Raw genomic sequence first — 23,321 nt, 5'->3', positions numbered from 1 at the left:
GGCCAGGTCAGCAACTTGTCCAAGGCTCACCCACTATGACTCCGGACAGGAGGCTTCGACAAGCTCAGCCCGAACGGATACGCAAGGTGCCTCAGAAGTCGGCGCAGCCGTTGCGGCGCTCCGTGTCGATGCAATTGGTGAGATTGGGCCGCGAGCGCACGCGCGACCATTCGCGCGCCAGCACGTCGCCGCCCTGCGCGGCGCGGTCGCCGCCCAGCGGCCCGGTCGCGAGGCAGATCGGCGCCGGCCCGATGTTGCGGTCGTAGAGCCAGGTGCTCTGGTTCTCGCGCACCACGTCGGGCTTGATCAGTTCCACGAGTCCACCCACCGTCAACACGCCCGGCACCACGCTGACCGCATAACCCTCGGCCGAGCTGAAGCTGCCGTTGATCGGGTAGCTGCCCGGCAGGCTGAATTGCGTGGCGGGGCTCGACACGGCGCCGGCAAAACCGGCGCCGGTGTCGCCGAGGATCAGGCCGGTGATGCTGTAGGTGAACAGCGGATTCGGCACGCCGCCGGGCCGCGCGGCGTTGTGGACGAGAACGACGGCGCTCGGCTGCTGCGCGTAGATGAAGTGGTTGGCACCGGCGGGAATCGTCACCGTGCAGAGGCCCTGGTAGGCGCAGTGGTAGAGATTGGGCAGCAGGCCCGAGCCTGCGAGCCCGCCGCGCGTCTCGCCGACCCAGGTGTCGGCCCACACGCGCCAGGGCGCCCCGGCGATGGTGAAGGCCCCGAGATTCTGGAAACGCGCTGCCGCCACCAGGTCGGTGCCGCTGCCGCTCGTGACGTTGGTGCCGAGCGAGAGGTCGCCGGCGAGCGTGCGCACGAACACGGTGTCGGCCGCCATCGAGGTGGTGGAGACCGGCTGCGGCAGGTTGCTCGCGGCATCGAAGCCGGTCACCGTCACCGGCCCGACGGTGACCGCGTCTGCATCCACGTAGGCGAAGCTTCCCGCCGCGCCGCCGCCGACCGTGCCCACGTTGTTCTGCGGATTGCGCAACTCCACGCTGCCGCCGGTCGAGCGTGCGAGCAGGGTGCCGGCCGCGATCGCAGCAGCAGCCGCCTGCGTGATGTTGCCGGCGCTCAAAAGGCCGAGCTGCGGCGTCGACACCGCTGCGCCGAGGGTGATGTTGCCGCCCGCGCCGTTCTGCAGCGTGAGCGCCGAAGCCAGCGCGAGCGGGCCCACCACATCGATGTTGGCCGCATGCGCGTTGCTGCCGGCCACGATGGTCGGCGTGGTGAGGCGCGTGAACTCGGCGGCCGAGACCGCGAAGCCGGTGGCCGCCGTGCCGCCGAGCGTGATCGGCACGTCCGGGCGGTCCAGCGCGTTGCCCGCGAGGTCCACGCCGCCGGGCCGCAGGTCGAGTGCATTGCCCGCGCGCACCGTGCCGCCGATCGCGAGCGCATCGGTGCTGCCGTCGTTGACCGCGCGCAGCACCACGTTGCGGTTGCCGTCGATGCGGCCGGCCGGCGGTGCGGTCGCCGATGCCGCGGGCGCGATGTTCACGCCCGCGGCACCGCCGTCGGACTGGCCCGTGACGATGATGTCGCCGCTGCCGGTGGTCTGCAGCAGCGCGCCATCGCGCAGCAGCACGCCGTTGCCGGCCGTGCCGCCGGCCAGCCGGCGCCCCGTGACCGTGATGTTGCCGTCGACGGTGGTGATCGTTTCGCCGTTGATCACGACACCGTGGCCCGGCGGCTCGGAGCTGTTGCTCGAGAAGCTGCCGATGCCCGTCACCGAGACGTTGCCGCTGGTGGTGATGATGGTGGTGCTGGCGTCGAAGCTTTCGAGCTGGACGCCGCTGCCCTCGCTGCGGCTGCCGAACATCGTCACGTTGCCTGTGGCGGTGATGATGGTGCTGTTCTGCATGAACACCGCGCCGTCGACGAAGCCGCCGCCCGTGCCGGTGTCCACGCCGGTGAGCTGCACCGATCCGCCGATGCCCGCATTGTTGCCGCCGGTGTACACCCCGGCGGCAAGAGGATCCACCCGCTTGTTGCCGGTGCGGGTGTCGATCAGCGCCGTGGGTAGGCAGATGGTGCAGCCGGCATCCACGCTGGCGCCCGACATGGCGACATTGCCGCCGTTGCTGTAGATGGCGCCGCTGAGGGTGACCGTGCCGCCGCCGAAGGGCGCGGAGGTGCCGTTGGCGTCGGCGTTGAAGATCACGTTCAGCGGATCGCCGACGGAGGCGATGACCGATGCGCCGTTGACGAAGATGTTCCGATGGGCGTCGAGCTGGAAGGTCAGCGCCCCTTTGTTGCCGCTGTATTCGATCTGCACATCGTCCAATGTGATGTTGCCGTCCGTCGCCGCTCCGGCCGCAGGATTGCCGGTGGTGATGCGCACGCTGGTGCCGCCGTTGAGGGCGTTGTTGATGTCGCCGTCCTGGATGGTGGAGTCGGCGATCGGGGCGAAAGGATTGCTCGTGAGGCCGCCGTCGGCCGCGCCGTTGACGATGGTGACGTTGAAGGGATCGATCAGCCAGGTGCCCGCGGTGCCGCGCGGTGCCGAGGCATCGGTGCGCAGGCCCGCAAGATCGATGCCGCCGTTGCTCTCGCCCGCCGGCATGGCGTAGCCGCCCGAGGTCTCGATGTAGCCGCCGTCGCCGCCGTTCGGCCCGCCGCGGGCCGTAAGCGTCCCGTGGGCGCGCAGCGTGCGCTCGCCCATCAGGCGGATGTCGCCGCCATTGCCGGCCACGGTGGCATCGGCGCTGATGCGGCTGCCCGCGGCGACGGCGATCGCGCCGGTCTGCGGATCGCCGCCGACCGCCGCGGCCTGCAGCCGGATGCGGCCGCCGCCGGCGCCGCCGCTGGCGTCGATGACTCCGCCATCGTCCGGCGCACCGGGCTGCAGCAGGATCGTCCGCCCCTTGACGTCGACCGAGCCGCCCGTCAGACCTGCGCCGTTGCCGGCGGCGGACAGCAGACCGCCGCTGATGGTGACGCCCGCTGCCGAGCCGCCGCTGTCGAGCACGATCTCGCCGTTGCGCGAAGCCAGCGAATCGGCGCGCAGCACGCCGCGCGTGTTGACCACGCCTTGCGCGAGTTCGCTGCCCGCGGTCGCCATCATCACGACGCGCCCGCCATCGGCCTGCACCACGCCGCTGTTGGCGACGCCGCTGTAGAGGCCGGAGGAGACCTTGAAAGTGGTGAGCCCGTCGCCCGCGAAATCGACCGTCACCGTGTCGCCCGACACCAGCCCGGCGGTGCCACCCTGCGCGACGATGCTGCCGCTGTTGCTGACCTGCGCGCCGACGAGCGCGATGGTGCCGCCGCCCTGCGCCGTGATGCCGCCGCGGTTCTCGACCGTGCCGAAGGCAGTGCCGTCCTGCTTGAACTCGAAGCGCTCGGTGCCGCTCATGAAAGCGCTGTCGCTGGTGCTCATCTTGAGCGTCGACGCGACCAGCCCGCCGACATTCACGCTCGCGCCGTTGCCGAACAGCACGCCGTTGGGATTGACCAGGAACACGCGCCCATTGGCATTCAACGCGCCCGCGATGGTGGAAAGCTCGTTGCCCGTGACGCGGTTGAGCAGCACGCTGCTGGCGCCCGGTTGCGCGATGTTGACCGCATGGCCCGGGCCGATGGAGAAGCCCTGCCAGTCGACGATGGCGCGCTGCGTGCCCTGCACGATGCCCAGCTGCGTGCCGCCGGCCGTCGGCGTGCCGACCGCGACGGCGCCGCCGCGCACCTGGAAGTTGTTCCAGCTCGGCAGTTGCGCGAAGGCCGGTGCGGCGCCCATGCACGCCATGGCCAGCGCCACGGGACGCATGCTGAAGCGCGCGGAGTTGCGGGGGTGTTTCATGTCAGAAGGCCTTTTGCGCCTGCACGTAGAGGCGCGGATTGCGGCCGCCGCCGTCGGTCTGCGCCGCGCGGGTGCCGTCGCGCCAGGCGAGCGTCGCGTTGATGGCGAAGTTGCCGGGCCGCGCCCACGAAACGCCGATGCCGTAGCCGCGCAGGCTCAGGCGGTTCTCGCCGTCGAAGGGCGTCGGGTCGCGCGCCAGCTTGCCGCGCGCCGCGTCATAGAACACGAAGGGCGTGAGCTCCTCGTTGTAGGACCAGCGCCATTCGACGATGCCGATCACGCCCTCGTCCGCCAGCACCTCGCCGGAGGGGTAGGCGCGCACCGCGCGCGCGCCGCCGAGCGCGAGCTTTTCCGAGGCATCGAGGTTCTTGCTGGCCCACTGGCCGCCGAGCGACAGGTAGACCGAATGGCGCGGCACGATGGCCTGCAGCCGCGAGACCAGGAAGCTCAGCTTGGTGAAGCCGCCTTCGGTGCGGTGGCCGCCGATGCTCTGGTCGAACGCGAGGGTCTGCGGATCGCGGATGTCCAGCTTGCCGCGGTAGAGCGTGCCGGAACTGGCCCAGTAGCCGCCGCCCAGCACCTCGTCGCGCCGCTCCCAGGTCCAGCCGAGGCCGAGGCCCTGCACCCGCTTCTTCGTGGTGAAGCCCACCGCACCGAACTCGTCCTCGAGGTCCTTGACGTCGGCGCCCAGGCGCAGAAAAAGGTTCTGCTGGCGCTGGCGGATCAGCGGGTAGTTGAGCGAGAAGTCGAGCACGTTGGCCGTGCCCTGCGCATCGAGGTCGGCGAACTGGCCGCCGAGCTCGTAGTTGACGCGCGCCAGACCCACGCCGGCGCGCCACCCGTTGCTGCCGATTGGCGCCTCGTAGGCCACGCGGCCGAACACCAGCCCGTTGTCGTTGGACACCATCGCGCGCATGTCGAGGTTGTCGCCGATGCCGAAGGGACTGAGCCAGCGCGCGCTGCCACCGACGCGGTAGCGGCCGGACTCCTTGGTGCCGTGGTTGTCGGCCTCGGCGGTGAAGACCCAGCGCCGCGCCGCCGTCACCTCGACCGAAAGATCGGTGGTGCCGGGCTGCGTGCCTTCCTGCAAGCCGGAGGCGACACGGATGCCGGGCTGGTCCGACAGCAGCAGCATCGCGCGTTCGTAGCTTTGCGCACTGACCGCGTCCCCCGGCTGCACCGGCGCGAGGAAGGCGCGCACGCGGGCCTCGGCGATCGGCGCATCGGGCGCCACGATCACGTCGATCTTGCCGAGCCGGCCTTCGATCACGCTGATCTCCACCACGCCGCCCTGCACGGTCTGCACCGGCACCACCGCCTGCGCGAGGAAATAGCCGCGCTCGCGGTACCTGGCGGTGATGGCCTGCGCCAGCGCCTCCAGATCGCCGAGTGTCACGTCGCGGCCGATGTAGGGCTGCGTGATGCTTTGCAGCTCTTCGTTGCTGAGCGCCTTGACGCCGTTGAGGCGCAGGTCGTTGAGGCGGAACGCGGCCGCCGGCACGGGCGGCGCGGGCAGGCTTTGCGGCGCGGGCGAGGCCTGCGCGACCTGGCGGTCGCAGCTGCCGCACGGATCCTGGGTGGGCAGCAGCGTCGTGGCCTCTTCGTCCGCGGCCTGCGCGACCTGCGCGGCCAGCGCCAGCGCGACAGCTACCACCGAGCCGACGCCCCTCATGCCGGGCTCCCCACCTTCAACCGCCAGTTGCCGATCAGGTTGAACGGGGCCCAGAAGAACGGATGCGACATGCGGGGTTCCTTCAATACGGCCAGCTGCCCGGCCTGCATGGCCTGCTGGATGTCCCTGCCCTTGGCCAGTTCGGCATAGAGCGTGCTCATGAGAATGGCGGTGGCGTCGTCCGACACCGGCCACAGCGAGGAGATCAGGCTCGACGTGCCTGCGGAGAGGAAGGAGCGCGTGAAGCCCAGCACCTCGTCGCCCTGCGCGATGCGGCCCAGCCCCGACTCGCAGGCCGACAGCGTGACCAGCGCAGTGCCCTGCATCGGCAGGCCAAGGATCTCGTGCGCTTCCAGGAAGTTCTGCTTGCCGCCTTCGTTGGCCAGGAGGATGCGCGAGTAGAGTGGATCGACCTGGTCGGCTTCGGCATGGGCCGCCACGTGCATCAGCGGTGCGCGCGAGGCCACGTCGCGAAACTGCGTCTTGGTGGCGGCGGCGCCCATGTAGACGTTGTTGCGCGGGAAGAGCTGCGCGAGCTGCTTGACCTCGACCTCGGCGCCGGGCAGGTCGTACTTGTCTTCGATGCGCGGATTGCCGAAGGCGATGAGCGCGGCGTCGACGCGCGGCGAGCGCTGCGCGAGCTGCACCGCGATGCTCATCGAGGGCGCGACCGAGACCGGATGCGTCTCGATTACGTAGCGCCCGTTCAGCCGCAGCGCCTGGAAAGGCAGGTAATGCAAGGGCCCGTGCGGCACGATGATGAGGCGCTCGCCCGGTTTCAACGCGAGCGGACCGAGCAGCGCGGCGCCCAGCTTGTCGGCATTGGCGATGGCGGCGCGCCGGCCGCGCACCACCGAGTTGCGGAAGGTCTCGACCAGTTCGGTCAGGTCGTCGCGCTTGATCGCGATGCTCTTCGCCTCGATGCCGGAGGGGCTGACCACCCAGGCCTGCAGGCGGTCGGGCAGCGCATGGAACTGCAGCACGCGTTCGTCGGGCGCCAGCGTGCGCTGCAGGGTCGCGAGGTCGACGGTTGCGGCCGCCTCGCTGCTCACGCGGGCCCGGCCGCGCACCGCGTCGAGCAGCGCACGCGAGCGGCTGCGCTCGCTGAGTTCGAAGGCCTGGCGCGCATCGCCCACCTCGCTGTAGAGGCCGACCCCGCGCTCGAACACGGCCTGCAGATCGGAGAACAAACCCATCTTGAATTCTTCGCTGCGGAACTTCGCGCGCACTGCATCGACGCCGCCGAGCGCGCGGCCCACCGCCTCGGCCGCGGCCTGCTTCTGCCCCAGCGCGAGTTCGCTGCGCGCCACGCCGTCCCAGGCCCAGAGCTGGTAGTAGCCGCTGTCGGTGCCGACCGAACGTGTGGTCAGCTGCAGGTACAGGTCGCGCGCCTCGGCCGGCTTGTTCTCGGCCAGCAGCAGCCGCGCGCGCGTGCGCTCGAGCTGCGCGGCCAGCGGCGCCTCGCGCGGCGGCGGCAGCGTGCCGAGCAGCTGGCGCGCGCGTGCCGGCTCGCCCGACTCGATCAGCGCATTGACGAGCGAGGACTGCACCAGCGGCGCATAACGCTGCGAGCTGTTGGCGAGCGCGGTGTCGTAGCTCTGCACCGCGCCGGCATAGTCGCCGCGCCGGGTCTGCACGTCGCCGATGACCTTGTGCACCGGCCCGACGACCAGCTTGGGATCGCGCGCCGGATGCTTGAGCGCCTCGCGCGCAAACTCCTCGGCTTTCTCGAGCTGGCCCGAGTAGCTGTAGACGATGGCGAGATCGCGGTTCGCCATCGCGAGCAGGTTGGGGTCGCGCGTGGCGTTGGCCAGGTGCAGCGCCTTGCTCGCGGCGCGCACGCTCTGGCGGAACTCGCCCGCCTCGGCCAGCGCCACCGCCTGGCTGCAGTATTGATAGCCCGAGAGCTTGGGGCTGTCCTGCGCATAGAGCACCGCGCCGTCGTTGGTGAGCGCGAATAGCGTGTCGGTGTCGGCGAGCCGCGCCTGCTCCTGCTTGCTGGCCGCCGCCTCGGCATCGGGTGCCTGCGCCATGGCCCACTGGCAGCCCACGAGCGCCCCGAGTCCGAGAGCGCCTGCGATCCACTTGCGCGCAGAGTGCGCCCACACGAACCTCGAAGAACCTTGCATTCGACCCCCGCGCGCAGTCTGTAGGCCCGCTTGGCGCAAGCCGCGACGCAGCGGAAGTGCGCGCCTCTCAGACCTCGTCGCGGGAGTCTAGGAGTGGCCTCTGGGGTCGCCTATTCGCAATACGGTCTAGCGCGAAGGGCGTAGGCCTTGGGCCTTGCTCCTGGCGCGGGAGGCTCAACCGGACGGGGCGCTGACGATGACCGCCTTGAAGGCCTCGATGAAATCAGCGGCCTGTTTCGGCGATCGTTCTCCTTGCGGCAACAGCGCCTGAACGCTGACCGGTACTTCGGGCAGCAGCGTGCGCACCTGCAAGGCATCGCTGGTGGTGGCGGCTGCCGTGAACGAGTCGACGATGGCCGGCCCGAGCCCCTGTTCGGCAAACACCATGGCAATGTGATGCGTCTGCGCGGTCAGGCCGCCTTCGGGCTCCCCGCCATGGTGGGCACACTGCTCGGCCAGCATGGCGCCGATCGGATCGCGCTCGTCGATGCGGATGAAGCCGCTGCGCATGAGCTCGGTCAATTCCACCGTGGTACGCCGGTCGCTCGCGCGCCCGGACTTCAGGGACACGCAGACCAGACGGCCCGCGGCGATGGGGACCTGCTGGACGCCGGGATGCTGGATGGCGCCATAGACGATGCCCACATCGCCTTCGCGCAGCGCAATCGCCTGGGTCACCTCGTGCGAGTGCAGCATTCGTATCGCCACGGCCAGGTCGGGGTAGCGCTTGCGAAACAGCTTCAAGGCATCCGGCAGCGCGCGAACGGCCAGGGAGGGAACGATCAGCAGGCGCAACTCGGTGCGGCCGCCCCGGCGCAGGCTGGTGGAAAGCCGCCGCACGGATTCGAGCCGCGACACGAGCAACTGCACTTCCGGATAGAGCGCCTGGGCCTCGCTGGTGGGCACCAGCCTGTTGCGCTGGCGAGTGAACAGTGCATAGCCCAGCTGCAGCTCGGCGTGCTGCAGCGTCAAGGTGACGGCGGGCTGGGTGACGTGAAGCAGGCGAGCCGCGCCGCTCACCGTTCCGGTCAGCATGATCGCGTTGAAGACCTCGATGTGCTTGAGCCGCATGATCAATCTTGTGCAGTCAGGGTATTAGATCACTTAATGGTTTGCAGCCATCTTTCAATGCGACAAAGGGCGTCTCGCCAACCAGAATCTCCATCCATGACACCGAGGCTCCGATCACTTCTCGTCGTCGGTCGGCCCGAGCATCTCGGGGCGGCCGATATCGCCGCGAAGATGGAAGCGATCTGCGCTGCCCAGGCGCCCCGGAAGTACCGGGTCGTGCTCGATCCGGACTCGGCATTCGAGGATGCACCTGCGACCTGCGAAGCCGAGATCGAGCGCGGCAAGATCGCCCTCTTCGACTCGATCTGGCGGATGGACGATACCGATCTCGCGGGCGTGTTGCTGCCGACGATCGAATCCCATCGATTCGCGTCCGAGCTGGCACCGGTCTCCGAAACGCCGATCGTGAGCATGCTTGACGCCTTGGCGAAGCATGTGTCGAGCCGATACCCGCGCGTGCGAAGAATCGGCGTGCTCGCATCGGCTTCGGTCAAGTCGCTGGGCCTGTTCGAAAGCCGTTTCGACGGCGGAGCCCTGGAATTGATCTACCCGCGCGCCACGGCGTTGCGGGAGCTCACCGCAACGATCGAAACACTGAGTGCCTCATCCCTCGGGGAATATGCAGTGTCGGCGGCGGATCTTCAGGCTGTCGAGCGCGCGTACGACGACCTTGCGGATCAGGGCGCTGAACTGGTTCTGGTCGGAAGTACCGTGCTGTGCGTCGCAATGGACAGCTTGCACAGCAAGGCCGCGGCGGCCGGCCTTGCGGTCGTCGACTCGAACCAGGTCTACGCCGAGTTCGCAGCAGAAGCCAACCATGCCTCCGGAACGCGGCCGTTCAAGATCGGTGTGCTGGGCGGCGTCGGGCCGGCCGCCACGGTCAGCTTTCTTGACAAGCTGGTTCGGGCCACACCCGCGGCACGGGATCAGGACCACCTCAAGTTCGTGGTGGAGCAGAACCCTCAGATTCCAGACCGCACCGAATACCTGATTCGGGATGGTCTCGATCCGACGCTGGCGTTGTATGCCACGTGCAAGAAGCTGCAGGATGCCGACGCCGACATCATCGCGATTCCCTGCAATACAGCCCATGCGTTCGTGAAATACATCCAGCCGATGCTGGACATCCCGATCGTCCACATGCTGCGGGAGACGGTCGAATTCATCACGAGGGAGTACGCGGGCCTCAGGAACATCGGCCTGCTCGCGACCACCGGGACCGTTGCGAGCCGCGTCTATCACGACGAGATCGAACGCGCGATGCGGCAAGTGACAACGCCTGAGCCTGTCGTCCAGCAGCAGATCATGGAGGTCATCTACGGACCCGGAGGCGTCAAGGCAGGCTTCCTGGACGATCACTGCCGGGCCGCGGTAGAGGACGCGATCGGGCACCTGGTGCGTAGCGGTGCGGAGGTGGTGATTCTGGGATGCACCGAGCTTCCGCTGCTGATTCAGCAGAACCTCGACTACGAGGTCCAGGGCAAGCGGGTCCCCGTCATTGACCCGGCCCAAGTGCTGGCCCGGCGATGCATCGAATTCAGTCAATCCGCACGTTAAAACTCTCATGCGCCCGCGCGCGCGGGTCGACCTGTTCTAGTAGCCTCGCGCCCAGTCGACCTGATTCAGCAAGCCTTGGCCTCGCATCGCACGGCGTATGTTCTCCGCGATCTGCGGCGCGGCCGATTCCGGCGAGGTGATGCCGGCGATGTGCGGCGTGATCAGGATGCCGGGGTGGGCCCAGAACGGATGCCCCTCGGGCAAGGGTTCGACCTGGACGACATCGAGCGTGGCCGCGGCGATGCGGCCCTCGTCGAGGGCCCTCAGAAGATCCTGTTCGACAAGGTGCCCGCCTCGCCCCATGTTGATGAGGAAGGCGCCCTGCCTGAAGCTCGCGAACAAGCGCCCCGAGAGGATGCCCTCGGTGGCATCGGTCAGCGGCAGGACATTGATGACGATGTCCACGCCGGCTGCCATCGCGTGCAGGCCGGCGTCGCCGGCGTGGGTCCGGATGCCCGGCAGATCTCTCGCCCTGCGGCTCCAGCCCTGAACGCCGAAACCATCGGCGGCCAGCGCGCTGGCGACGGCGCTGCCGAGTTCGCCCAGGCCCAGGACGCCCACGGTGGTCTCGGCATTCGACTTCGGCAGCTCGAAGCGCCATGCGCTTTCCCGCGAATTGCGCTCGAACACGTGGAACCTGCGGTGATAGCGGTACACGGCGGCCTTCGCATACGCGATCATGTGCTGCGTGAGCGTCGAATCGATCGACCGCGACAAGGGCACGCCCGCAGGCAGCATCGCGGGGGAGAACTGGTTGATGCCGGCCGACAGCGAAACCACGGCACGCAGGTTCCTGAACGCCAGCAGGCCCTCCTTCGGCGGCTTGTAGACCAATGCGACATCGATCGCGGCCGGATCCGCGCAATGCGGCCCGACCGTGAAGCTGAAGTCGCCGAGGTGCCGCGCCAAGGCTTCGCGCCAGGCTTGCGGTGAATCGAGGTTGCTGCTGAAGAAGATATGGGGTGCGGTGGCGGTCATCCGGTAGGGAGCGTCGGGCGAATCCACCAATGCTAGGCAGCAGGGAACCAAGCCGGCGCAATAAATCTAAGCCGAGATGCTGAGATTTTTGAAGTCCGCTGCGCGCGCGTCTTCCTATGATCGTTCGATCCCATCGCCCGGTTCGCTCATGCCATCCTCGCACCTCCATCCTGAACGCACAGGCTTCAACCAGCCGCTCAGCGGCGACGCCGTGCCGCGTTTCGCGGGCATCGCGACGATGATGCGACTGCCCTTCCAGGAAACGACCGAAGGCCTCGACGCCTGCTTCGTCGGCGTGCCCTTCGACCTCGGCACCTCCAACCGTTCGGGCGCCCGCTTCGGCCCGCGCCAGGTACGCAGCGAGTCCGTGCTGCTGCGGCCCTACAACATGGCAACGCGCGCCGCGCCCTTCGACTCGCTGCAGGTCGCCGACATCGGCGACGTGGCCACCAACGCCTACAACATCTTCGACTCGATCGACCGCATCGCCACGGCCTACGACGCCATCATCGCCAACGGCTGCCGCCCCATCAGCATCGGCGGCGACCACACCATCGCGCTGCCGATCCTGCGTGCGATGCACAAGCGCCACGGCCCGATCGGCGTGGTCCACGTCGACGCGCATGCCGACGTGAACGACACCATGGGCGGGGAGAAGATCGCCCACGGCACGCCCTTCCGCCGCGCGGTGGAAGAGGGCCTGCTCGACTGCCGGCGCGTGGTGCAGATCGGCCTGCGCGGCACCGGCTACCACGCCGACGATTTCGACTGGTGCCGCGAGCAGGGCTTTCGCGTGGTGCAGGCCGAGGAGTGCTGGCACAAGAGCCTGGTCCCGCTGATGAAGGAAGTGGCGGAGCGTGTGGGCAAGGGGCCGGTCTACCTCAGCTTCGACATCGACGGCCTCGACCCCGCCTTCGCGCCGGGCACGGGGACGCCGGAGATCGGCGGACTGACGGTGCACCAGGGCCTGGAGATCATCCGCGGCCTGCATGGCCTCGACCTGGTGGGCGCCGACCTGGTCGAGATCTCGCCGCCCTACGATCCGCACGGAACGACGGCGCTGGTCGGCGCCAACCTCGCGTTCGAGATGCTGTGCGTGCTGCCCGGCGTGGTGTACCGCGACTGAAGCCGAGGCGTGGCGCGCCTATTCGCCGGTTCGCACCTTGCCGAGGATCCAATCGGTGAAGCCCGCGACCAGCGGGTTCTCGCACACTTCGTGGCGGCACACGAGGTAGTACGCGTGCTTGGCCGGAATGCGGTTCTCGAACAGCCGCACGAGCCGGCCTTCGGCCAGGTCGTCGCCCACCAGAAGGCTGTCGCCCAGGGCCGCGCCCTGGCCATGAAGTGCCGCCTCGATCGCGATGTGCGCGTTGCCCATCTCGGTCATGCGAAAGCCGCTGGCCGGCATGCCGGCCGCGAGCAGCCAGCGCGTCCACTCGGTGCCGCCGTCCTCGCACAACAGCATGTGATGCTTCAGGTCGTCGAGCGCCCGCACTCCCACCGGCCCGTTGATCATCGCGGGGCTGCAGACGGGGAACAACTCGACATGGCTCAGCAGCCGCACCTGCCGCTCGGGCCAGATGCCCGTGCCGTAGCGGATGCACAGGTCGACCGAGGGCAGGTAGACCTCCTTGTCCTCGTTGGAGGCGATCAGCTTGAGCCGCACGTCCGGATGCGCCACCATGAATTCGCCGATGTGACGCGTCAGCAGGCGCGAGGCGAGCCCGACCGGCACCGACACCACCAGGTCGCCCATCATCACGCTGTCGCCCAGCCTGGCGGCCGCGGAAGCAATCATCTGGAAGGCCGCACGGATCGAGGGCAGCAACGCCTCGCCGTGGGGAGTGAGTTTCAGGCGCGTCTTGTTGCGCGTGAACAGCTGCACGCCGAGTGCGTCTTCCAAAGTGCGCAGCTGATGGCTGACAGCGCTCGGCGTCACGCTCAATTCGTCGGCAGCCTTGACCACGGTCAGGTGGCGGGCAGTGGCATCGAAGGCTCGCAAGGCATTGAGCGGAGGCAGCCGGCTGCGCACCGCCAGGCGCTTCGCGATGTCGTGCACGGAGTGTTCTTCTGTGGGTTTGTCCATGGGGGGATGGGATGCCAGCAAGGTTCAGGCCACAACCCTCGTTTCCCCGCAGTTTCGGCAGGGCCGTGTCCTCCGGATGCTGAGATTTTTTGCAGGCAACCCGGTTCTTAATCTCGTTTTCCAGCGCTGGTCATTCTTACTACGATGCAGCCCATTGTCACTTTGTGGTAACGATATGGAAGCGCAAGAAGCGAGTGCCACGCAGCGTCTTTGGGGAGCCCGTTTCAGGTCGGAACCGTCGGCGGCACTAAAGGCGCTGTCGCGATCGGAGCCGAGTTTCTTCAGGCTCGTGCCCTACGACCTGGCCGGCTCCCGCGCCCATGCTCGCGAGCTGCAGCGCGCGGGCGTGCTGAAGGTCGACGAACTGGCCCAGCTCCTCGCGGCCATCGATGCCGTCGAGCGCGAGTACGCCGCCGGCGACCTGCATCCCTCCGAAGCCGACGAAGACGTGCACACCTTCCTCGAGCGCGTGCTGACCCTGCGGCTCGGCGCCATCGGCGGCAAGCTGCGCGCCGGCCGCTCGCGCAACGACCAGGCCGCCAACGACCTGAAGCTGTACCTGCGCGACCGGGCGCGCACCCTCGCCAGCGCCGTGCTCGAGCTGCAGCACGCGCTCGTGGCGCAGGCCGAGCTGCACATCGGCACGCTGTCGACCGGCTTCACCCATCTGCAGCCCGCGCAGCCCATCGTGTTCGCGCATCACCTGATGGCGCATGCCCAGGCCGTCGGCCGCAACATCGACCGGCTGGTCGACTGGGACCGCCGCAGCGCACGTTCGCCGCTCGGTGCCGCCGCGCTGGCCGGCTCGGCGATCTGCCGCTCGCCGGAGCTGTCGGCGATGGAGCTCGGCTACGACGCACCGTGCGAGAACTCGATCGACGCGGTCGCGGCGCGCGACCACGTGTGCGAGTTCCTGTTCGTCGCCAGCATGCTCACGGTCGAGCTGTCGCGCCTGTCCGAAGAGGTGGTCCTGTGGTCATCGCGGCAGTTCCGGTGGGTGGAGCTGGACGACGGCTACTGCACCGGAAGTTCGATCATGCCGCAGAAGAAGAACCCCGACATCGCCGAACTGAGCCGCGGCAAGGCCGGCCGCCTGATCGGCAACCTGACGGGAATGCTCTCTGCCCTGAAGTCGCTGCCGCTGGCCTACAACCGCGACCTGGCCGAAGACAAGAGCGCGGCCTTCGACAGCATCGACACCCTGTCGCTGGTGCTGCCGGCCATGGCCGGAATGATCCGGACGATGCGCGTCGATGTCGAGCAGCTGAAGCGCCAGGCGCCGCTGGGCTTCACGCTCGCCACCGAGGTGGCGGATTGGCTGGCGGTGAACGGCGTGCCTTTCAGCGAAGCGCACGAGATCACCGGCGCGCTGGTCAAGGCCTGCGAAGCGAAGCAGATCGAACTGAGCGATGTCTCCGCCCTGCTGCTGGCCGAGGTCGACCCGCGGCTAAAGCCCGCAGTGCTCGAGCACCTGACGCTCGAAGCCGCCGTGTCGGCGCGCCACGGCCAGGGCGGCACCGCGCCGGAGCGCGTGCGCGAGCAGATCGCACGTCTGAAGACCCGGCTCGCGGAACATGGCGCGTGGATCGCCGACTACACGGGGCCGCGATGCTGACGGCCGCAGCCACCGCACCGCCGGATGCGTCCACGCCGGCCGGCATTTCCCATCTGAAACATGTGCCGCGCCGCTACTGGGGGCGCTACATCGCCACCACGCTCATCGTGGTGGCGCTGCTGTTCGTGCTCAACGCCTTTGCGCGCGGCAAGATCGAATGGCAGTACGTCGGCAAGTTCCTCACGGCGCAATCGATACTCACCGGCCTGGTCAACACCATCGTGATGAGCGTGCTGGCGATGGGGCTGGGCATCGTGCTGGGCGTGATCACCGCGGTGATGCGCGTGTCGGCCAATCCGGTGCTGAGCTGGGTGGCACGCGGCTACACATGGCTGTTTCGCGGCACGCCCGTGATCCTGCAGCTGCTCCTGTGGTTCAACCTGGCGCTGGTGTTCCCGACCATCGGGATCCCGGGCCTGTGGGAGATGCGCACGGTCGAGCTGATGACGCCTTTCCTCGCCGCGCTGCTGGGTCTCGGCATCAACCAGGGCGCCTACACCTCCGAGGTGGTGCGCGCGGGCCTGCTGTCGGTCGACGTCGGCCAGTACGAGGCCGCCAAGTCGATCGGCATGCCGCGCCTGCTCGCGCTGCGCCGCGTGATCCTGCCCCAGGCGATGCGCGTGATCATCCCGCCGATCGGCAACGAGTTCGTCGGCATGATCAAGCTGACCTCGCTGGCCAGCGTGATCCAGTACGCCGAGATGCTGCACAACGCGCAGAACATCTACTACGCCAACGCCCGCGTGATCGAGCTGCTGATCGTGGCCGGCATCTGGTACATCGTGGTGGTCACGGTGCTCTCGCTGCTGCAGTCGCGCGTCGAGTCCTACTACGCACGCGGCGCAGGGCGCGCTGCGGCAAGGCAGTGAGCATGCGCCATACCGATCCCATCGTGCGCGCGGTCGACGTGCGCAAGAGCTTCGGCGACTTTCAGGCGCTGCAGGGCATCACGCTCGACATCGCCGCCGGCGAGGTGCTCTGCGTCATCGGCCCGTCCGGCTCCGGCAAGAGCACCTTCCTGCGCTGCATCAACCAGCTCGAAACCGTGACCGACGGCGCGCTCTGGGTGAACGGCGAACTGGTCGGCTTTCGCCAGGTGGGCAACAAGCTCTACGCGCTGTCCGAAACCGAGATCGCCCGCCAGCGCCTGAAGACCGGCATGGTGTTCCAGCGCTTCAACCTGTTCCCGCACATGACGGCGCTGGAGAACGTGATCGAGGGCCCGCTGCGCGTGCAGCGCCGCCCGCGCGAGGAGGTGCTCGCCGAAGCGCGCGCGCTGCTCGATCGCGTCGGCCTCGCCCACAAGAGCGAGGCCTTCCCGATCGATCTCTCGGGCGGCCAGCAACAGCGCGTGGCGATCGCCCGCTCGCTGGCGATGCGGCCGCAGCTGATGCTGTTCGACGAGCCCACCTCGGCGCTCGACCCCGAGCTGGTCGGCGAGGTGCTGTCGGTCATGCGCGACCTGGCGACCAGCGGCATGACCATGGTCGTCGTCACCCACGAACTGGGCTTTGCCCGCGACGTGGCGACCCGCGTGATGTTCATGGACCAGGGGCAGATCGTCGAGACCGGCACGCCCGCACGGGTCCTGTCCGCCCCGCAGCATCCGCGCACCCGCGAGTTCATTTCCGCCGTTCGCGGCTGACTTTTTTTCTTTGACCACCTCCGGAGCTCCCGCATGACTTGCCGCCCACTCACACGTCTCAGCCTCCTCGCCGCAGCCTTCGCGCTGGTCCTGCCGCTGGCGCAGGCACAAACCGCGCGCGCCAAGGGCGCGCCGATCTCCGCCGCGGTGGTCTCCAACTACCCGCCGCTCGAGTTCAAGGACCCGGCCAGCGGCAAGCTGAGCGGCTTCGACATCGACCTGGGCGAGGCACTCGCGGCCAAGCTCGGCACCACGATCAAATGGGAAGAAACCAGCTTCGACCAGATGATGAGCTCGCTCGCCACCGGCCGCGTCGACATCATTCTTTCCGGCATGACCGACTTGCCGGAGCGTCGCGACGCGGTCAAGTTCATCGACTACCTGAAGACCGGCCCGCAGTTCTACGTGACGAGTGCGCGGGCGGTCGAGTTCTCCAGCATGACCGCGCTGTGCGGCAAGAAAGTGGGCGCGAGCCGCCGCACCTCGTTCCCGGTCGAGATCGGCAAGTGGAGCGACGCCCAGTGCGTGAAGGCCGGCAAGCCGGCGATCATCGTGACGGGCACCGACGGCTCGGCCGACGCGCGCACCCAGCTGCGCCAGGGCCGCCTCGACGCGGCGGTGCAAGGCGGCGAAACGCTGCCTTACATCATGGGACAGGAGCCGAACACGTACGCGACGGTCGGCAAGCCCTTCGCCTTCCAGTACGTCGGCCTGGCGATCGGCCGCAAGAACGAGGCGCTCGCGGCCGAGCTGAGCGAGGCCATGACCAAGCTCATCGCCGACGGCAGCTACGCGAAGATCGCCGCCAAGTGGGGCCTCGCCGACTACGCAGTGCCCAAGCTGATCATCGACAGCGCCAACTGAAGCGCATGCCCGTGCAAGCGATCGGCGACGCCGCACCGCCCCGTCTCTGGCCCGAAGGCGTGCAATCGAGCGTTGCGCTCGCCTTCGATGTCGACGGCCCCACCGGCAACGCGATGCTCGACAGCTCGATCTGGCGCAATCCTTCCTTCTTCACGCTCGGCGCCTACGGCCCGTGGCGCGCCGTCGGTTATCTGCTGGACATGCTCGACGAGTACCGCATACCGGCGACCTTCTTCGTGCCGACCTGGGTGCTCGAGAACTGGCCGGCGCAGATCCGCGCCATCGTCGAACGCGGCCACGAGATCGGCTACCACGGCCACCGGCATGAGGCCTTCTGGCAGCTGACGCGCGAGCGCCAGCAGGAAGTGATGGCGCTGTCACTCGCGCTGTTCCGCAAGCACCTGGACCTCACGCCCGCCGGCTTTCGCACACCCTCGGGCGACTGGGGCGCGGACACGATCGAGATCCTGCTCGACGCCGGCGTGCGCTATTCGAGTTCGATGCGCGGCGATGACCGGCCCTACTTCATCGAGCATGCGGCCAGCGGCCGCAGCCTGGTGGAGATCCCGGGCCGCTGGGAGCTGGACGACTACGCATCGCTGGCCTACCAGCGCAACCCTGACTATCCCGCCGGCCTCGACCGCATCGCGAGCTACGACGCCACCTTCGACAACTGGCGCCGCGAGTTCGACGGCTCGCACCGCGACGGCCTGTGCATGACGACGCTGTTCCATCCGAAGGTCTCGGGCAAGCCCGGACGCATCCTGCTGCTGGAACGCCTGTGCCAGCACATGCGCAGCCGCGAAGGCGTGTGGTTCGCCCGTTGCGGCGAGGTCGCGCAGTGGTGGCGCGAGCAGCATGCCGGCGCGAGGGTCCTCGCATGAAGCCGCCGGCACGCAGCCACTGGCCCGAGGGCAAGCGGATGGCCTTCGTCGTCACGGTCGACTTCTTCGACGCTGCCGGCATCCTTGCGCAGGAGCCGCGGATGGCGGGGCGCGAGAAGAGCCTGTCGGTGTGGCAGTACGGCGCCAGGCGCGGCGTGGACCGGCTGCTCGGCGTGCTGGAGGAGTTCAAGCTCGGCGCGAGCTGGTTCGTGCCCGGCAGCGTCGCGCTCGAACATCGCGCGACGGTGCGACGCATTCACGAGGCCGGTCACGAGATCGGCAACGCATCCTTCGGCTGCGAGAACTTCGACGCGCTGAGCCTGGCGCAGCAACGCGACAGCCTGCTGTCCGCGCAGGCCGTGCTGGCCGAGGTCATCGGCGAGGCGCCGGTGGGCTTTCGCTCGCCCTTCGGCAACTGGGCGCCAGGCTTCACGCAGCAGCTGCGCGCGGCGGGCATCCGGTGGTCTTCGTCCTGGCGCGGCGACGACCTGCCCTATCTGCATCCACCCTCGGGCGATGCCGCGCAGGCGCTGGTTGAGATTCCGCTCCACTACGAACTGGAAGACGAGCCCTACTTCGCCTTCAACCTCTATCCGCCGGTGCCGGTGGGCCAGCCGCGCATCGCGTCGTACCGCGAGGTGCTGGGCAACTGGCAGCAGGACTTCGCGGGCTTCCGCCGCTTCGGCCTGTGCCTTCCCTTGCGCCTGCATCCCGAGATCATCGGCACGGCGGGGCGCATCGACCTGCTGCGCGAATTCCTCGCCGGCGTGCTGGCGCACGACGACGTGTGGGTCGCGACGGGGCGGGATGTTGCCGCGTGGTGGAGCAGCCGTCACACCGGGAACGAGGCCGGCCATCCGGTCGACGTCTTCTCACCGCTTCACGAAGCTTCCGTCGCGCCATGAGCGACAGCATTTCCCTGCAGCTGGCGCACTTCTGCGCCGGCACGCGCTACGACGACCTGCCTGCCGAGGTGGTGGCGCGCGCCAAACGCCACATCCTCGATACCTTCGGCGCGACGCTGGTCGGCGCTGCCGCGTTCGAGCCGCGCCAGGTGCTGCAGATGCTCGGCGCTGAACCCAGTGCCGGAACATCGCCGGTGTGGGGCACGACGCGTTCGCTGGGTGCACGCGACGCGGCCTTCGCCAATGGCGTGGCGGCGCATGCGCTGGAGCTCGACGACACCGGCGGTTGCGACCATTCGGGCGCCGTCGTGCTGCCCGCGGCCATCGCGGCCTTGGCCGTGCCGGCCGGGCACGCGCGCCCCCGGCCCGTCTCCGGCCGCGATCTCATCACCGCCGTCGTGCTGGGATACGACATAGGACGGCGCGTGCTCGAGGCCTGCGGCGGCTATTCGGCGCACAACGGCAAGGGCTGGCATTCGACCGCCACCTGCGGCACCTTCGGCGCTGCTGCAGCAGCAAGTCATCTGCTGGGACTCGACGCGGCAGAGACCGCGGCCGCATTCGGCCATGCCGCCAGCTTCAGCAGCGGGCTGTGGGCTTTCATTCACGACGCATCGCAAACCAAGCGCCTTCATGCCGGGCGGGCGGCGGAAGGCGGGCTCACGGCAGCCTTGCTCGCGGCACAGGGCGTCAGCGGTCCGACGCAGGTGTTCGACGATGTGTGGGGCGGCTTCTTCAACGCCTTCGCGTCCGCGTCGAAGCAACCCGAGGCCTTGCTGGCCGAGGCGGGCAGCGTCTGGAAGCTGATGCGCTGCTCGATCAAACCGCATGCTTCGTGCCGCAGCAATCATTCGACCATCGACGCCGTGCTGCATCTGATGGCGGCGAATCCGGGGCTGGCGCAGCAGGTGGGCCGCATCGACGTGCGCCTCAGCGCGTTCGTGCACGACATGTGCGGCGGGCGCGACCTGGCCTCGCTCTCCAGTGCGCAGATGAGCATGCCGTACGCGATCGCCATCGCCTGGGTGTTCGGCGACGCCGGCCTCGCGCGCTATCTCGCGCCGGCACGCAAGGATGCGCGCCTGAGTGCCGCGATGTCACTGGTCCGCCTGCACGTCGACCCGGAGATGGCCGCGCTGGACGAGCCGGTGGTCAGCGTCACGCCCCAGCGTGGCGCGAGCGTTTCGCATCACGTGCCGATTGCGCTCGGCTCACCCGCCAACCCATTGAGCGATGCCGCGCTGCGCGCGAAGTTCAGTGAACTGGCCGCCATTGCGCTGCCGGCCGAGCAAGCCGATGCGCTGGCCGATCGCGTCCTTCACCTCGACGAGCTCGACGATGCCCGCGCGCTGCTGCCTCTCCTGGCCGGCCAGTCCGAACGACACGAGTTGATTCGCTGAGAGGAACACCCCATGAATAACCCTCCCGAAGGAATCGGCCACGAGGAATGGGCGACGCGCTGCGAACTCGCGGCGCTGTACCGGCTGGTCGCGCACTTTCGCATGACCGACCTGATCGACACGCACATCTCTGCGCGCGTGCCGGGCCCGGAGGCGCACTTTCTCATCAACCGCTACGGCCTGCTGTTCGAGGAGATGCGTGCCTCCGATCTCGTGAAGATCGATCTCGACGGCAACGTGGTCGACGGGCGCGCGCACGGTGCGCCCGATGCGCGCTTCCGCATCAACAGGGCCGGCTTCACGATCCACTCGGCCGTGCACGCGGCGCGCGCCGACCTGCACTGGGTGATCCACACCCATACCGCTGCGGGCGCGGCGGTGTCGGCACAGGAAGCGGGCCTGCTGCCCATCAGTCAGCACGCGCTGAAGTTCCACGGGCGGCTGGCCTACCACGACTACGAGGGCATCGCGCTCGAGCTCGGAGAACGCGAGCGCCTGGTCGCAGACCTGGGGCGCTGCAACGCAATGATCCTGCGCAACCACGGCTTGCTGGTCGGCGGCGCCGCCGTGGCCGACGCCTTCCATGAACTCTGGTTCCTGGAGCGGGCGTGCCAGATCCAGGTGAACGCGCTCGCGGGTGGCATGCCGATTCGCACACCGCCCGTCGAAGTGCAGGCCTTGACGGCCGAGCAGTTCGAAAGCGGGGAGTCCGCCGAGATCGTGCAGTTGACCTGGCAGGCGGCGCGCCGGCTCATCGAGGCCCAGGCGGGCCAGTACCAGGCCTGAAGAAGCGAACCCATCGAACCCATCCACAGAAAGGAAATCGCAGCAATGAAGCACTCCTCCCTTGTCCACGCGCTTCGGGCATGCACGCTGTGCGCAGGCATCGGCCTGGCGCTGTCGGGACCGCCGGCCGCCCTGGCGCAGATCGCAGCAACGCCTCTGTCGGAAAAGATCAAGGCCACGCGCACCCTCGTCGTCGGCATCGAGTCGACCTATCCGCCGATGGCTTACAAGGATCCCCAGTCCAACAAGCGCATCGGCGTGAATGTCGAGCTGGTGGAAATCATCGCCAAGGAACTGGGCGTCTCGGTGCAATGGGAGGAGATGAGTTTCGAACAGCTCTCGCCCTCGCTGGCGACCGGCCGCATCCACATGATCGGCACGGCGTTCACGGACCTGCCTTCGCGGCGCGAGAAACTCACATTCGTCGACTACCTCGCCACCGGCGCGCAGCCTTTCACGACCAGCGGCAAGAAGGATTCGCTCAAGGCCGCCGGCGATCTTTGCGGCAAGACCGTGGGCGTGCCGCGGACCACCAGCTACTACCCGGTGACCATCGCCTGGAGCGACAAGAACTGCGTCGGCGCGGGCAAGGCCGCCTCCACGGTCAACGGAACCGCCGGCGCCACGGCGACGCGTCTCGACCTCAAGCAGGGCCGGCTGGACGCGGCGGTTCTCGGCCCGGAGTACGTCTCCTATCTGATGAATGAGGAGCCCGGCGTCTACGCCCTGGTCGGCGAGCCCCTGAACAAGACGCTGTTCGGCTTTGCCTTCGACAAGAACGAGCCCGCCCTGCGGGACGCGGTCGCGACAGCCGTGACTGCTGCCATCAAGAACGGGAGCTACAAGCAGGTGCTGCAGAAGTACGGCATCGGGCGGCAGGCGCTCGCGGAAGTCACGATCGACGCGGGCAATTGATGGTATTGCAGCAGGAGCGAAGATGCGTGCGGTAGTTCTTGATCGCACCGGCGAGCCGGAAGTCCTGTCGCTTGCCGGGCTTGCGGATCCTCGTCCGGGCGCAGGGGAGGTCGTCATCGATGTCCATGCGACGGCGTTGAACTTCGCCGACCTGCTGCAGCGGCGCGGAAGCTACGGCACGCCGACGACCTTGCCGGCAGTTCTGGGCATCGAGTGCTCCGGAACGATTCTCGAGATCGGCCCGGACGTGGCGGATTGGGCGGTCGGAGACCGCGTGTGCGCGCTGGTTGCAGGCGGGGCCTACGCAGAGCGTGTCTGCGCGCCGGCAACCCAGCTGCTGACCGTCCCGCCGATCGTGGATCTGGTGGATGCGGCGGCATTGCCCGAAGCGGCCTGCACGGTGTGGTCCAACCTGCTCGACATTTCCGGGCTCTGCGCCGCAGAGGTTCTTCTGGTTCATGGCGGGGCGGGAGGCATCGGCACCTTCGCCATTCAAACGGCGCGGGCCTTGAATGCACGCGTGTTCGCCACAGCGGGGAGCGCCGACAAGCTCGAGCGCTGCGTGGCGCTCGGCGCCGAGCGCGCCATCTCGTACCGAACGGAGGACTTCGTCGCCGTGGTGAAGAAGGAAACCGGCGGCCGGGGCGCGGATGTGATCCTCGACAACATGGGCGCCTCGTACCTGCCGAGGAACATAGACGCCCTCGCGCCCGATGGCCGCATCGCCATGATCGGCTTGCAAAGCGGCCGGGATGGACAGATACCGCTCGGCAAGATGATGGGCAAGCGCGGCTCTCTTTTCACCACCTCCTTGCGCGACCGGCCGCTGGCGGCCAAGGCACGGATCGTCTCAGGCGTCCGGCGCGCGCTGTGGCCTCATGTCGCGGCAGGCCGGATCTCTGCCGTCATCGACCGCATGTTTCCCCTGGACCGCATGAGCGATGCCCATCGATACATGGAAGAAGGCCGGCATGTCGGGAAGATCGTCGTGCGCATGAAGGATTGA

18 protein-coding genes are annotated in these 23,321 nt (G+C 68.4%); 12 read left to right on the top strand and 6 right to left on the bottom strand.

Features of this window, described 5'->3' with window-relative positions; translation table 11 throughout:
- Positions 1-91: 91 nt before the first annotated feature.
- The 4 genes from ACSQ9A_RS03610 to ACSQ9A_RS03595 all read right to left on the bottom strand — a co-directional run bounded on the left by ACSQ9A_RS03610 (position 92) and on the right by ACSQ9A_RS03595 (position 8,680).
- Complete coding sequence (locus tag ACSQ9A_RS03610) at positions 92-3,808, bottom strand: two-partner secretion domain-containing protein (RefSeq protein ID WP_436302707.1); 3,717 nt, start codon at positions 3,806-3,808, stop codon at positions 92-94.
- Between the two features lies 1 nt (position 3,809).
- Positions 3,810-5,480: a ShlB/FhaC/HecB family hemolysin secretion/activation protein gene (locus ACSQ9A_RS03605; protein WP_436302706.1), complete on the bottom strand. Its 1,671-nt coding sequence runs from the start codon at positions 5,478-5,480 to the stop codon at positions 3,810-3,812.
- The gene (locus tag ACSQ9A_RS03600) at positions 5,477-7,588 is read right to left on the bottom strand and encodes a CHAT domain-containing protein (protein WP_436302705.1); all 2,112 of its coding nucleotides are present in this window, start codon (positions 7,586-7,588) and stop codon (positions 5,477-5,479) included. Before ACSQ9A_RS03600 ends, ACSQ9A_RS03605 begins: the two co-directional genes overlap by 4 nt.
- Positions 7,589-7,783: 195 nt before the next feature.
- The gene (locus tag ACSQ9A_RS03595) at positions 7,784-8,680 is read right to left on the bottom strand and encodes a LysR family transcriptional regulator (RefSeq protein ID WP_436302704.1); all 897 of its coding nucleotides are present in this window, start codon (positions 8,678-8,680) and stop codon (positions 7,784-7,786) included.
- 96 nt (positions 8,681-8,776) lie between these two features.
- Between ACSQ9A_RS03595 and ACSQ9A_RS03590 the strand changes: the two genes are divergently transcribed.
- Positions 8,777-10,237 (top strand): amino acid racemase, encoded by a 1,461-nt coding sequence (locus ACSQ9A_RS03590; protein ID WP_436302703.1) that lies wholly within the window; start codon positions 8,777-8,779, stop codon positions 10,235-10,237.
- Between the two features lie 36 nt (positions 10,238-10,273).
- On the opposite strand, the gene ACSQ9A_RS03585 is transcribed toward ACSQ9A_RS03590, so the two are convergent.
- On the bottom strand, positions 10,274-11,242 hold the full coding sequence (locus tag ACSQ9A_RS03585) for a 2-hydroxyacid dehydrogenase (RefSeq protein ID WP_436302702.1): 969 nt from the start codon (positions 11,240-11,242) through the stop codon (positions 10,274-10,276).
- A gap of 121 nt (positions 11,243-11,363) precedes the next feature.
- On the opposite strand from ACSQ9A_RS03585, the gene speB reads away from it, so the two are divergent.
- On the top strand, positions 11,364-12,341 hold the full coding sequence (gene speB, locus ACSQ9A_RS03580) for an agmatinase (protein WP_436302701.1): 978 nt from the start codon (positions 11,364-11,366) through the stop codon (positions 12,339-12,341).
- 18 nt (positions 12,342-12,359) lie between these two features.
- On the opposite strand, the gene gcvA is transcribed toward speB, so the two are convergent.
- Complete coding sequence (gcvA, locus tag ACSQ9A_RS03575) at positions 12,360-13,301, bottom strand: transcriptional regulator GcvA (RefSeq protein ID WP_436294481.1); 942 nt, start codon at positions 13,299-13,301, stop codon at positions 12,360-12,362.
- Positions 13,302-13,476: 175 nt separating this feature from the next.
- Here gcvA and argH point away from each other — a divergent pair, with 175 nt between their 5' ends.
- Genes argH through ACSQ9A_RS03525 form a run of 10 tightly spaced genes read left to right on the top strand, consistent with a single transcriptional unit; the run spans position 13,477 to position 23,321 of the window.
- Positions 13,477-14,916, top strand: coding sequence for an argininosuccinate lyase (gene argH, locus ACSQ9A_RS03570; RefSeq protein ID WP_436302700.1), 1,440 nt, complete (start codon positions 13,477-13,479; stop codon positions 14,914-14,916).
- Positions 14,910-15,785 carry an amino acid ABC transporter permease gene (locus ACSQ9A_RS03565; protein WP_436302699.1) on the top strand — a complete coding sequence of 292 codons (876 nt, stop codon included), beginning with the start codon at positions 14,910-14,912 and terminating at the stop codon, positions 15,783-15,785. The genes argH and ACSQ9A_RS03565 overlap by 7 nt, the downstream gene beginning before the upstream one ends.
- 2 nt (positions 15,786-15,787) lie before the next feature.
- Positions 15,788-16,561: an amino acid ABC transporter ATP-binding protein gene (locus ACSQ9A_RS03560; protein ID WP_436302697.1), complete on the top strand. Its 774-nt coding sequence runs from the start codon at positions 15,788-15,790 to the stop codon at positions 16,559-16,561.
- Positions 16,562-16,594: 33 nt separating this feature from the next.
- A complete protein-coding gene (locus ACSQ9A_RS03555; protein ID WP_436302696.1) occupies positions 16,595-17,425 on the top strand; it encodes an ABC transporter substrate-binding protein in 831 nt (276 codons plus the stop codon).
- Positions 17,426-17,436: 11 nt separating this feature from the next.
- Complete coding sequence (locus ACSQ9A_RS03550; RefSeq protein ID WP_436302695.1) at positions 17,437-18,309, top strand: polysaccharide deacetylase family protein; 873 nt, start codon at positions 17,437-17,439, stop codon at positions 18,307-18,309.
- Complete coding sequence (locus tag ACSQ9A_RS03545; protein WP_436302694.1) at positions 18,306-19,214, top strand: polysaccharide deacetylase family protein; 909 nt, start codon at positions 18,306-18,308, stop codon at positions 19,212-19,214. The genes ACSQ9A_RS03550 and ACSQ9A_RS03545 overlap by 4 nt, the downstream gene beginning before the upstream one ends.
- Positions 19,211-20,614 carry an MmgE/PrpD family protein gene (locus ACSQ9A_RS03540; protein ID WP_436302693.1) on the top strand — a complete coding sequence of 468 codons (1,404 nt, stop codon included), beginning with the start codon at positions 19,211-19,213 and terminating at the stop codon, positions 20,612-20,614. Before ACSQ9A_RS03545 ends, ACSQ9A_RS03540 begins: the two co-directional genes overlap by 4 nt.
- 12 nt (positions 20,615-20,626) lie before the next feature.
- A complete protein-coding gene (locus ACSQ9A_RS03535) occupies positions 20,627-21,400 on the top strand; it encodes a class II aldolase/adducin family protein (RefSeq protein WP_436302692.1) in 774 nt (257 codons plus the stop codon).
- Positions 21,401-21,445: 45 nt separating this feature from the next.
- Positions 21,446-22,315 (top strand): transporter substrate-binding domain-containing protein, encoded by an 870-nt coding sequence (locus ACSQ9A_RS03530; protein WP_093105366.1) that lies wholly within the window; start codon positions 21,446-21,448, stop codon positions 22,313-22,315.
- 22 nt (positions 22,316-22,337) lie between these two features.
- On the top strand, positions 22,338-23,321 hold the full coding sequence (locus ACSQ9A_RS03525) for an NAD(P)H-quinone oxidoreductase (protein ID WP_436302690.1): 984 nt from the start codon (positions 22,338-22,340) through the stop codon (positions 23,319-23,321).

It is taken from the genome of Variovorax sp. LjRoot290, from assembly GCF_964253985.1.
In the GTDB taxonomy this organism is placed as follows: domain Bacteria; phylum Pseudomonadota; class Gammaproteobacteria; order Burkholderiales; family Burkholderiaceae_C; genus Variovorax.
This window is presented reverse-complemented; position numbering and strand designations above follow the sequence as displayed.

Bases quoted from the DNA above. Each gene is read 5' to 3' on its own strand.
- ACSQ9A_RS03610 (WP_436302707.1), bottom strand. From the start codon at position 3,808: ATGAAACACCCCCGCAACTCCGCGCGCTTCAGCATGCGTCCCGTGGCG.
- ACSQ9A_RS03605 (WP_436302706.1), bottom strand. From the start codon at position 5,480: ATGAGGGGCGTCGGCTCGGTGGTAGCTGTCGCGCTGGCGCTGGCCGCG.
- ACSQ9A_RS03595 (WP_436302704.1), bottom strand. From the start codon at position 8,680: ATGCGGCTCAAGCACATCGAGGTCTTCAACGCGATCATGCTGACCGGA.
- ACSQ9A_RS03590 (WP_436302703.1), top strand. From the start codon at position 8,777: ATGACACCGAGGCTCCGATCACTTCTCGTCGTCGGTCGGCCCGAGCAT.
- speB (WP_436302701.1), top strand. From the start codon at position 11,364: ATGCCATCCTCGCACCTCCATCCTGAACGCACAGGCTTCAACCAGCCG.
- gcvA (WP_436294481.1), bottom strand. From the start codon at position 13,301: ATGGACAAACCCACAGAAGAACACTCCGTGCACGACATCGCGAAGCGC.
- argH (WP_436302700.1), top strand. From the start codon at position 13,477: ATGGAAGCGCAAGAAGCGAGTGCCACGCAGCGTCTTTGGGGAGCCCGT.
- ACSQ9A_RS03565 (WP_436302699.1), top strand. From the start codon at position 14,910: ATGCTGACGGCCGCAGCCACCGCACCGCCGGATGCGTCCACGCCGGCC.
- ACSQ9A_RS03560 (WP_436302697.1), top strand. From the start codon at position 15,788: ATGCGCCATACCGATCCCATCGTGCGCGCGGTCGACGTGCGCAAGAGC.
- ACSQ9A_RS03555 (WP_436302696.1), top strand. From the start codon at position 16,595: ATGACTTGCCGCCCACTCACACGTCTCAGCCTCCTCGCCGCAGCCTTC.
- ACSQ9A_RS03545 (WP_436302694.1), top strand. From the start codon at position 18,306: ATGAAGCCGCCGGCACGCAGCCACTGGCCCGAGGGCAAGCGGATGGCC.
- ACSQ9A_RS03540 (WP_436302693.1), top strand. From the start codon at position 19,211: ATGAGCGACAGCATTTCCCTGCAGCTGGCGCACTTCTGCGCCGGCACG.
- ACSQ9A_RS03535 (WP_436302692.1), top strand. From the start codon at position 20,627: ATGAATAACCCTCCCGAAGGAATCGGCCACGAGGAATGGGCGACGCGC.
- ACSQ9A_RS03530 (WP_093105366.1), top strand. From the start codon at position 21,446: ATGAAGCACTCCTCCCTTGTCCACGCGCTTCGGGCATGCACGCTGTGC.
- ACSQ9A_RS03525 (WP_436302690.1), top strand. From the start codon at position 22,338: ATGCGTGCGGTAGTTCTTGATCGCACCGGCGAGCCGGAAGTCCTGTCG.